We start from the raw sequence: 10,611 nt of genomic DNA, 5'->3' as shown, positions 1-10,611 counted from the left end.
GTCGTGCTCAACGATTTCGAGGCGCAGGCGCTGGCCGTCGTCGCGCTCGGCGAGGAGCACATGGAAAAGATCGGCGGCGGCACGCCGGAGCCCAATGCCGGCCGCGTCGTGCTCGGCCCCGGAACCGGGCTCGGCGTCGCCGGGCTGGTCCATGCGCTGCACCACTGGATACCGGTGCCCGGCGAGGGCGGCCATATGGACATCGGTCCGCGCTCGGCCCGCGATTTCGAGGTTTTTCCGCATATCGAGAAGCTGGAGGGCCGCATTTCGGGCGAGCAGATCCTGTGCGGACGCGGTCTGGTCAATGTCTATCGGGCGGTTGCCAAGGCGGACGGCAAGCCGTCGCCCTTCACCACGCCGGCCGAGATCACTGCCGCGGCACTTGCGAAAACCGATCCGGTTGCCGAGGAAGCGCTGGAGACCTTCGTCACCTGCCTTGGGCGCACGGCAGGCGACCTTGCTCTGGTGTTCATGAGCCGCGGCGGCGTGTTTCTCACCGGTGGCATCGCGCAGAAGATCGTGCCGGCGCTGAAAGCCGGCAATTTCCGTGCCGCTTTCGAGGACAAGGCGCCGCACAGCGCGATGATGCGCACCATGCCGGTGTATGTCATTACCCATCCGCTGGCCGCACTTCTGGGCCTTGCCGCCTATGCCAGGAACCCCTCGCTGTTCGGTGTCCAGACTTCGGGCCGGCGCTGGCGCGACGAAGTTAGTCACCCCGAGGCATAGGCAAGCTGGCTGCTTGGCGTTAAGAGGGGTGCCAAATTGCCCGGCCGCGGGAAGCGGAAATCTACGAAGCGCTCCAATTTGACATTTCAGCCCCCCAATTTGTCGAAACCCCGTGCGGGAGAGATCGTGGCGGTCATCCGCCGTATCCTCCAGGAAAATGGCCGCGACTATCGGGGGGCGTATGTTTTCACCATCCTCTGCCTGCTGACCGTGTCGGCGACGACGGCGCTTGCCGCCTGGATCATGAGTCCGGTCGTCAATCAGATCTTCTACGAACGGCGCGGCGACCTGATCCCATGGATCTGCGCCGCACTGCTCGGTGCCTTCATCCTGCGCGGCCTTGCCGGCTACGGCCAGGCGGTGACGATGGCCAGGATCGGCAACAATCTGGTGGCGCGCTATCAGCAGCGCATCTTCAACCATCTGATGAAGCTTGGCGTCTCCTTCTTCAACGACACAAGGTCCGGGCGGCTGGCCGCGCAGGTCAACGAGAACGTCAACGGCATTCGCGACCTGTTGTCGATGACGGTGACCTCGACCGCGCGTGATGCCGTCTCGCTGGTCGGCCTGGTCGGCGTGATGATCTACCAGGATCCGATACTCTCCTTGAGTTCGCTGCTGATCGGGCCGCCGCTGATCTGGACCGTCACCTATCTGATGCGCCGGGTGCGCCGCATCACGCGCGAATCGGTGCAGATCAACTCTCGGCTGATCGGCGCCATGCAGGAAGCCACGCAAGGCATCGCCATCGTCAAGGCCTTCACCATGGAGGACGAGCTGTCGCGCCGGATCAGCCAGCTAGCCGAGGATGCCGAGCAGCGGTCGAACAAGATCGCTCGCGTCTCCGAGCGGCTGACGCCGGTCTCCGAACTGCTGGCCGGCATCGCCTTCGCCAGCGTCATCGCCTATTCCGGCTACCGGGCCACCGTTCTCGGCCAGCCGCCGGGCGCGGTGTTTTCCTTCATCACGGCGCTGACGCTCGCCTATGATCCGGCCCGCCGTCTGGCGCGCATGCAGGTCGGCATGGAACGCGCGCTTGTGAATGCGCGCATGATCTACGAGCTTCTCGACATCGAGCCGCAGCAGAGCGACGCCCAAGGCGCCGCCGAGGCGAAATTCACCTCCGGCGAAGTGCGTTTCAACAACGTCTCCTTCCGCTATGTCGAGGAGGCTCCGGTGCTGCAGGATCTGAGTTTCGTCGCCGCGGCCGGCAAGGTGACGGCAATCGTCGGCGCTTCGGGCGCCGGCAAGACGACATTGGTGGCGCTGCTGCAGCGCTTCTACGATGTCGAGGCGGGATCGATCGAGATCGACGGCCAGGACATCTCGAAGGTCACCAAACAGTCGCTGCGCGGTTCCATCGCCTATGTCTCGCAGCAGCCCTATCTGTTCGAAGGCACCATCCGCGACAACATCCGCTACGGCCGGCTGAGCGCCACCGATGCCGAGATCGAACAGGCCGCGGGCCAAGCCGCGGCCGACGACTTCATTCGCCAGCAGCCGCAGGGCTACGACACGCCGGTCGGCGAGAACGGCGTGACGCTGTCCGGCGGCCAGCGCCAGCGCGTCTCGATCGCGCGGGCCATCGTGCGGCAGGCACCGATCCTTTTGCTCGACGAAGCGACATCGGCGCTCGACAACGAGGCCGAGGCTCGCGTCCAGCAGGCGCTGACAAAGGTCATGGAAGGCCGCACCACCATCGTCATCGCGCACCGGCTGTCGACGGTGGTCAATGCCGACCACATCATCGTCATGGAACAGGGCCGGCTGGTCGAGGAAGGCACGCACGCCTCGCTGATGGCCGATCCGCACAGCGTCTATGCCCGCTTCCACCGCATCCAGGGCGTCAAGGGTCTGGGGCTTGTCGACGACAGCGCGCCGATCCGGACTTCGGCGCAACGCCTGTCACAAGGCATCGACACGCAGAGCATCGCCGGGAGCACGACATGAGCGCCACGCCCGCAACCGACGGACCGGCAAATGATATGGGCCTGGTGGTGGTGGGCGCCGCCGGCCGCATGGGCCAGACGCTGATCCGTGCCATCCACTCTATATCAGGCGCGCGGGTCATCGGCGCGGTCGAGCGGGCGGATTCGCCGCATCTGGGCAAGGATGCCGGCGAGCTGGCCGGCATCGGCATCATCAACGTGCCGATCAGCGACGATCCGCTGCCGGTGTTCGCCAAGGCCGACGGTGTGCTCGATTTCACCACGCCTGCTTCGACGGTCGAATTCGCCGGCTACGCGGCGCAGGCGCGCATCGTCCATGTCATAGGCACTACCGGCTGTTCGACCGATGACAATGCCAGGATCGCGGCGGCGGCGCGCCATGCGACGATCGTCAAATCGGGCAATATGAGCCTCGGCGTCAATCTTCTGGCGGTGCTGGTCGAGCAGGCGGCGCGCGCGCTCGATGCCGACGATTTCGACATCGAGATCCTCGAAATGCACCACAAGCACAAGGTCGACGCGCCTTCGGGCACGGCGCTGCTGCTGGGTGAAGCCGCCGCCGCCGGGCGTGGTATCGAGCTCTCAGGCAACGACGTGCGCGTCCGCGACGGCCACACCGGGGTGCGCAAGACGGGCTCGATCGGCTTTGCCACGTTGCGCGGGGGCTCTGTCGTCGGCGACCACAGCGTGATGCTGGCCGGCACCGGCGAGCGCATCACCCTGTCGCACCACGCCGAGGACCGCGCCATCTTCGCCCGCGGCGCCGTCAAGGCGGCGCTTTGGGCGCGCGGCAAGAAGCCGGGACTGTATTCGATGCGGGACGTGCTCGGCCTCAGCTGAGCCGGCCTGATCCATAAACCTGAAGGAGCAAACATGTCGCGAACCCTCGTGCTCGTGCGCCACGGCCAGAGCGAATGGAATTTGAAGAACCTGTTCACCGGCTGGCGCGACGTCGACCTGACCGAACAGGGCCACGCCGAGGCCAAGGCCGCCGGGCAAAAGCTCAAGGCGCGCGGCCTGAAATTCGACATCGCCTTCACCTCCGCGCTGATCCGGGCGCAAAAGACATGCCAGCACATCCTCGACGCGGTCGGCCAGGGCGACCTGAAGACCATCCGCGACCAGGCGCTCAACGAGCGCGACTATGGCGACCTCTCCGGCCTCAACAAGGACGACGCCCGCAAGAAATGGGGCGAGGAGCAGGTGCATGTCTGGCGCCGCTCCTACGACGTGCCGCCGCCTGCCGGCGAGAGCCTGAAGGACACCGGCGCCCGCGTCTGGCCCTATTACCTGCACGATTTGCAGCCGCATGTGCTGCGCGGCGGCACCGTGCTGGTCGCCGCGCACGGCAACTCCCTGCGCGCGCTGATCATGGCGCTCGACGGCAAGTCGGGCGAGGAGATCGTCAAGCTGGAACTCGGCACCGGCGTGCCGGTCATCTACCAGCTCAACGCCGATTCCACCGTCGCTTCCAAGGAAGTGCTGGACGACTGAGCCGGCGAACGGAGCACCTGCGAAAAAAGCGCGTTGACAGCAATCGCTTGCCCGCTTACATGAGCCCGCACCAGCCCAGATGGCGGAATTGGTAGACGCGCACGGTTCAGGTCCGTGTTCCGCAAGGAGTGGAGGTTCGAGTCCTCTTCTGGGCACCAAATTCCCGTTTCGAACCACTTGACGGTTCAGAAACTTAGAGAAAAAAGCCCGGTTCGTCCGGGCTTTTTCTTTTCAGCCAACCTCCCCTTCCGGCCAGTCCCCTCACAAACCGCTTCAAACTCCGCGGCCGCTTCGCTACGCTCAAAACCATGGCTCAATCCACCAACCCGATCTTCGGTGCCCGCCGCGACCAGGCGTTCCCCACGCTGGCCGAGGTGGACATCGACCGCATGCGCCGGTTCGGCGAGGCCAGCGCCTATGCAGCCGGCGAGCACATCATCGAAGCCGGCGATGTGGCGCCCGGCCTGATCGTCGTGCTGTCGGGTAGCGTGGACATCACCCAGGACGGCGGGCTCGGCCGGCGCGAGACGATCGTCACGCACGGCCCGGGCAGCTTTGTCGGTGAGCTGGCGCAGCTTTCGGCCCGTCCCTCGCTGGTGAATGCGCAGGCCGCCGAGCCGGTGGAGGCGTTCGTCATCGCCTCGCAACGACTGCGCGACCTGATGGTGCAGGAGGCCAATCTCGGCGAGCGCATCATGCGGGCGCTGATCCTGCGCCGCGTCGGGCTCTTGGAGAGCGCCACCAGCGGGCCGATCATCATCGGACCCCAGGACAATGCCGACGTGTTGCGGCTGCAGGGTTTTCTGGCGCGCAGCGGCCAGCCGCACCGCGTGCTCGATTCCGACAGCGATCCCTGCGCCAAAACCCTGGTCGAACGCTTCGAGGTCGATCCGCACCACCTGCCGATCGTGCTCTGTCCAAACGGCAGGCTGCTGATGAACCCCGGCGAAAAGGACCTCGCCCGCTGCGTCGGCCTGTTGCGCCCGATCGATGCCGATACGGTGTATGACGTGGCCATCGTCGGCGCCGGCCCGGCAGGGCTGGCGGCGGCGGTCTATGCGGCATCCGAAGGGCTGTCGACGATCGTGCTCGATTGCCGTGCCTTCGGCGGACAGGCCGGCGCCTCCTCGCGCATCGAGAACTATCTCGGTTTCCCGACCGGCATCACCGGCATGGCGCTGATGGCGCGCGCCTACAACCAGGCGCAGAAGTTCGGCGTTGAAATGGTCATCCCGGACGAGGCGAAGCTTTTGAGCGCGGCCACCGACACTTCAGGCGCCCGCTATCTGCTCGATGTCGGTGACGGCGAGACCGTGCGCACGCGCAGCGTGGTGATCGCCAGCGGCGCGCGTTATCGTCGCCTCGACATCGCCGATCTGGCGCGGTTCGAGGGGACGTCCGTGCACTATTGGGCGTCGCCCATCGAAGGCCGGCTTTGCGCGGGCCAGGAAGTGGCGCTGGTCGGCGCCGGCAATTCGGCCGGGCAAGCGGCTGTCTACTTGGCCAGTCATGCGCGGAAGGTGGCGCTGCTGGCGCGCGGCGGCAGCCTCGATGCCAGCATGTCGCGCTACCTGGTCGAGCGCATCCGGGCGCAGCCGAACATCGAGGTGCTGACCGGGACCGAAATCGAGGCGCTGGACGGCGAAGAGGGCAATCTTGCCACGGTGCGCTGGCGCAACCGCGCCAGCGGCGCGGAAACGACGCGCCCGATCCGCCATCTCTTCCTCTTCATCGGCGCCGATCCGAACACCGATTGGCTGGCCAACTGCGATGTCGCGCTGGACGCCAGGGGTTTCGTGCGCACCGGATCGGACATAGGATCGGCGCAGATGGAGACGAGCCGCAGCGGCGTGTTCGCCATAGGCGATGTCCGCGCCGGTTCGGTCAAACGGGTCGCGGCGGCTGTCGGCGAAGGCGCCCAGGTGGTCGCGGCTCTGCATGCCTACCTCGCGCGCGGCAACGCCGACACATTTCGAATGGCCGGGAGACCATGATGGATGAATGCAGACATACGCGCGACATCAGGAAGGTCACGCCGAGCGCGCTCGGCTGCGAGGAATGCCTGAAGAGCGGGTCGCAATGGGTGCATCTGCGGCTGTGTCGTACCTGCGGCCATGTCGGCTGCTGCGACGACTCGCCCAACCGCCACGCCACCAAGCATTTCCACGCCATCAAGCATCCGATCATCGAGGGCTACGATCCGCCCGAAGGCTGGGCATGGTGCTATGTCGACGAGGTGTTTGTCGACCTCGGCGACGATGTGACCCCGCAGAACGGTCCGATCCCGCGCTTTGTTTGAGCGCCCTGGAGACGCCGAAGAAGAGCCCGGTTCGCCCGGGTTTTTCTTTGTCCAGCATTACGCGCTCGATGCCCGACTGTCCGCAAACTGACAGCCTACCCGTTCCAGTGTCCTGCCAGCTCACGATCATCCGAGCCCGACAAAGCTTTGACATGATCGCGGCTAGTTTAGAAACATTCAAAACTGGAAGGCTCGCATGCACCCCACCTATACAAGCGCGCAAAAAGCCATTCACTGGGCGGTGTTTCTGCTGGTCATCGGCCTTTATGGCTTGACCTATGTGGAAGAACTTTTTCCGCGCGGCGATCCCGGCAGCGCGCTCGTCTGGTGGTTCCATATTTCGTTCGGGCTGCTGTTGTTTGCGCTGGTCGTCATCCGCGTCGGCCTGCGCCTGATACTGGGAACGCCAGGGCTGCCGACGGAAATGTCGGACCTTGAACGATGGGCGGCCAAGATCGCGCATCTGCTGCTCTATGCGCTGCTGGTGACCATTCCGGCTCTCGGCATCCTGCTGACTTGGTATAGGGGCGACGCCTTGAGCTTCTTCGGCCTCTTCACCATCCCGGCCCCGGTATCGCCCGACCGCGACACGGCCCGGTTCATCAGGGAACTGCACAGCCTGTGCGCCAATTCGATCCTCATCCTCGCCGGAGTGCACGCGGCCGCGGCGCTATGGCATCATTTCATCCGCAAGGACGACGTGCTCAAGCGAATGCTGCCGGAAAGCACGCTCTCCTGGAGCAAGTCCGGGAAAGTGTGAAGTGGTTTCCCAGGAAAAGCGCATGGCGCCTTCCCTCGTTGATCGGGAGGGCCTTTCCCTCGACCTTCTTTTTTCTTCAGAAGGCGCTCTCCCCGAGAGGGCTAACGCCGACCGATAGCGCCTACCGCACGGAGCCGGTGACGGTCGGGTCGATCATGCTGGGAACCGACTTGCGTTCGTTTCCGGCAAGCGCCGCTATGATAAGCAGGCTGGCAACCACCGGGACAAACAGGATGGCAACGCGAGCCTGCACGTAAAATATGGCGCGCCATTCATTGCGCTTGTCGGGGCTGTTGCTCATCATACTCACTTTGTCGGCCCCCCGGGCCGTGACATAGAAGCTAACGGTTAAACAACTCCTTCCGACTTCGTTAACCTGGCGGATTTGAGGCGAAATTCCCACGCGATCCCCAAGATGGCGATCCCGGGCTTCAGTTGAGCCCGATGCGGCTGGCGCCCTGCCGGAACAGCGCTACGGCATCCGGTTCGAAGCGAAAGGTGCCGATGAAATCGTCGGCGCAATAGTCCGGCCTTGTCTTGCGGATGGCGGCGGCGAAGCCGCGCGCCTCGTCGAGCCGTCCGGCCAGCGCCAGGCAGTGCGCGGCGATCGCCAGTATGATGGCGTGGGCGTTGGGCCGCGCCGCCGCCTTCAGCGCCCATTCGGCCGCCTCCTCAAACTGGCCGAGCCGGACATGCGCCATGGCGCGTGCGCCCAGCATGCCGAACAGCAGCGGGTCGAACGGGCTGAGATGGCGCGAATGATCGGAAGAGCCTATCGCCGCTCGCGGGTCGCCCGACTGCGAATGCACGAAGGACAAAGCGTAGTGGCCGAGCGCGAAGTTGGGGCTGAGATCGACCGCCCGCTCGAGTTCGAGCAGCGAGCCGTCCTGCTCGCCGCGCAGCCACAGCGCCCGGCCCATCGCCCAATGGGCGGCCGGATTGTGGTCGTCGACCAGCAGGCTGTGGCCGGCGCTCTCGAAGGCCAGCGCGCTTTCGCGGTCGCGATCGCCCCAGCGCTGGAAGGCGTTCTGCCAGTGGGTGAAGGACAGGCCGGCATAGGCACGGGCGAAGGTCGGGTCGAGCTGCAAGGCCTGGGCAAAGAAATGCCGCGCCTGCTCGTTTTCGGCCTGGGTGAAGCGGTACATGTGCCAGAGGCCGCGATGGTACGCCTCCCAGGCGTTGAGCGAGCTGGGCGCCTTCAGCATGGCGCGGTTGCGCTCGACCGTTTCGATCTCGGCCGAGATCGAGGAGACGATGCTGTTGCCGATGTCGTCGAGCACGGAAAAGATGTCATCGGGCCTGCGCTCGAAGGTCTCGGCCCAGACGATCCTGGCGCTGCGCACCTCGATCAGCTCGACGCTGACGATGAGGCGGCCGGACGGGCTGCGCACCGTGCCGGTGGCGACATAGTCGACATTCAGCCGGCGGCCGGCATCCTCGGGCGCGATGTTCTGCTCTGCCAGCGCAAACACCGATCCGCGCGCGATGACGAAGAAATCCCTGAGCTTGGCCAGGCGGGTGATGATGTCGTGGGTGAAACCGTCGGCCAATCCGCCGCGCGTGCCGCCGCTCTCCTCGACAAACGGCATCACCGCCAGCGAAGCGTGGCTGGGCTCGACCGGGCCGGGTGCGGTGGGCATGGTGGCCACCAGTGGCGATAGCGTGGACAGGCAGGCCGTTCGAAGCGAGGTGCCCGACTGTCGGTCACGGATCGCCCGCCAGGCCGCGCGAAGCGGTGCGAAATCGAGCTCCTCCGACCGAAACAATCGTTCCGCCGCGGCCAGATGCTCTTCGGCCGCGCCGACCTCGCCGCGCCCGGCCAGATTGGACAGCAACGCCAGATGTCCGCACGTGTCGAACGGCGCCAGTTCCACCCATGTGTCGAGATGGGCGATCGCCTCGTCACTATAAGCCGGCAGGCTCGCGACAAGGCGTTCCAGCACGGCGGCATGGCAAGCGCTGAAGCGGCGGCGCTGCGCGATCAGCCAGCTGTTGAAATGCGGGCTGCGCTCGAGCTCCAGCCCGTCGAGGAAATCGCCGGCAAACAGTCCGGCCAGCACGCGCAAGCGCTCGACGTCAAGCGTGCCGATCCCTTGCGCGGCGGCGCGGCTGACCTCCAGCACATCGACCAGGCAATCGTCGAGATCGAGTGCGACCGTATCGCCTTGGGTGGAGACCCGGCGCCGGGCCGGCATGTCAAGCGCGCCGCGCAGCTTGCTCAGGCACCAGCGCAGTTCGCCCCTTGGGTCGTTCGGCACATCCCACAACAACTCGCACAGGCGACTGCGGCTGACCGGATGCGGCGCCAGCGCCAGATAGGCGAGCAGCGCGCGCAGCTTGCGTGACGCGGGCAGGGCAACCGGAGCGCCGTCGCGGGAGATCATCAGCGGTCCGAGCAGGCGCACGGAAAGGACCGGCATGTCGCCGTCCGGCCTCGATCGAGTGGATTCCACGTGCGTTTCCACGCCTGCTCCCACGCTGGCCTGTCGGCCTCTCCTGTATCACCAAACACGACACGGCGCATCCGGCAGCGGATATCAGCGCCGGATACGGGCATTGCCGCTGTGCGGCATGTCAGTCCTAGCGCGGCAAGGTCACCAAACCTCGCCGCCCAGCCCGCCGGTTTGTAACCGGCCCGTGAAGACAAAACGCGATGACAATCAAGGAGACCAAGATGTTGCAGCAGCAGAAGATCAGAACCACGGCCGGGCGCGGCCGCCTGTTCGACAGCATTCTCGACACCGTCGGCGACACGCCGGTGGTTCGCATCAACAATCTCGGACCGTCCCACGCGACGATCTACGTCAAGGCCGAGTATTTCAATCCCGGCGCCTCGGTGAAGGACCGGCTGGCGCTCAACATCATCGAGGAGGGCGAGCGCAGCGGGGCGCTGAAGCCGGGCCAGACGGTGGTCGAGGCGACCAGCGGCAACACCGGCATTGGCCTCGCCATGGTCTGCGCGCAAAAGGGCTATCCGCTGGTCGTCACGATGGCCGACAGTTTTTCGGTCGAGCGCCGCAAACTGATGCGCATGCTGGGCGCCAAGGTGGTGCTGACGCCGCGCGCAGAAAAAGGTTTCGGCATGTACAAGAAGGCGGTGGAACTGGCCGAGGCCAATGGCTGGTTCCTTGCCCGCCAGTTCGAGACGACCGCCAACGCCGCCATCCACGAGGCAACGACGGCGCGCGAGATCGTCAATGATTTCGCCGGCTCGCGGCTTGATTGCTTCGTCACCGGCTATGGCACCGGCGGCACGGTGGTGGGCGTGGCGCGCGTGCTGCGCCGCGAGCGGCCGGAAACCCGCATCGTGCTGTCCGAGCCGGCCAACGCGCAGCTCGTCGGCAGCGGCAAGGTCCAGCAGCGCGGCGTCGATGGTGCTC

General features: G+C 65.7%; 10 protein-coding genes and 1 tRNA gene. 9 read left to right on the top strand and 2 right to left on the bottom strand.

Annotated elements, in window-relative coordinates:
* The 8 genes from EN969_RS04760 to EN969_RS04725 all read left to right on the top strand — a co-directional run.
* Positions 1-729 (top strand): glucokinase (locus EN969_RS04760; protein WP_127419006.1); only part of this gene is annotated, 729 nt, incomplete at its 5' end.
* A gap of 78 nt (positions 730-807) precedes the next feature.
* Positions 808-2,679, top strand: coding sequence for an ABC transporter ATP-binding protein (locus EN969_RS04755; RefSeq protein ID WP_024502175.1), 1,872 nt, complete (start codon positions 808-810; stop codon positions 2,677-2,679).
* A complete protein-coding gene (gene dapB, locus EN969_RS04750; RefSeq protein ID WP_013528616.1) occupies positions 2,676-3,518 on the top strand; it encodes a 4-hydroxy-tetrahydrodipicolinate reductase in 843 nt (280 codons plus the stop codon). Before EN969_RS04755 ends, dapB begins: the two co-directional genes overlap by 4 nt.
* Positions 3,519-3,551: 33 nt before the next feature.
* The gene (locus tag EN969_RS04745; protein ID WP_013528615.1) at positions 3,552-4,172 is read left to right on the top strand and encodes a 2,3-bisphosphoglycerate-dependent phosphoglycerate mutase; all 621 of its coding nucleotides are present in this window, start codon (positions 3,552-3,554) and stop codon (positions 4,170-4,172) included.
* 73 nt (positions 4,173-4,245) lie between these two features.
* A tRNA-Leu gene (locus EN969_RS04740) sits at positions 4,246-4,330 on the top strand.
* Between the two features lie 150 nt (positions 4,331-4,480).
* Positions 4,481-6,166 carry an FAD-dependent oxidoreductase gene (locus EN969_RS04735; RefSeq protein ID WP_063169661.1) on the top strand — a complete coding sequence of 562 codons (1,686 nt, stop codon included), beginning with the start codon at positions 4,481-4,483 and terminating at the stop codon, positions 6,164-6,166.
* The gene (locus EN969_RS04730) at positions 6,163-6,471 is read left to right on the top strand and encodes a UBP-type zinc finger domain-containing protein (protein ID WP_063169662.1); all 309 of its coding nucleotides are present in this window, start codon (positions 6,163-6,165) and stop codon (positions 6,469-6,471) included. The genes EN969_RS04735 and EN969_RS04730 overlap by 4 nt, the downstream gene beginning before the upstream one ends.
* Before the next feature lie 196 nt (positions 6,472-6,667).
* Entirely contained in the window at positions 6,668-7,231 is a 564-nt protein-coding gene (locus EN969_RS04725) for a cytochrome b (RefSeq protein ID WP_063169663.1), read from the top strand.
* Between the two features lie 121 nt (positions 7,232-7,352).
* On the opposite strand, the gene EN969_RS04720 is transcribed toward EN969_RS04725, so the two are convergent.
* Together EN969_RS04720 and EN969_RS04715 are read right to left on the bottom strand one after the other, a co-directional pair.
* Positions 7,353-7,532 carry a hypothetical protein gene (locus EN969_RS04720; protein ID WP_023814179.1) on the bottom strand — a complete coding sequence of 60 codons (180 nt, stop codon included), beginning with the start codon at positions 7,530-7,532 and terminating at the stop codon, positions 7,353-7,355.
* A 130-nt stretch (positions 7,533-7,662) separates the two neighbouring features.
* Positions 7,663-9,651: an adenylate cyclase gene (locus EN969_RS04715; protein WP_013528611.1), complete on the bottom strand. Its 1,989-nt coding sequence runs from the start codon at positions 9,649-9,651 to the stop codon at positions 7,663-7,665.
* Between the two features lie 254 nt (positions 9,652-9,905).
* Here EN969_RS04715 and EN969_RS04710 point away from each other — a divergent pair.
* Positions 9,906-10,611 (top strand): PLP-dependent cysteine synthase family protein (locus EN969_RS04710; RefSeq protein ID WP_164758145.1); only part of this gene is annotated, 706 nt, incomplete at its 3' end.

It is taken from the genome of Mesorhizobium sp. M7A.F.Ca.CA.003.01.2.1 (assembly GCF_003998945.1).
Classification (GTDB): domain Bacteria; phylum Pseudomonadota; class Alphaproteobacteria; order Rhizobiales; family Rhizobiaceae; genus Mesorhizobium; species Mesorhizobium ciceri.
The sequence above is the reverse complement of the archived record's forward strand: the minus strand, read 5'-3'. Positions and strand labels throughout refer to the sequence as shown.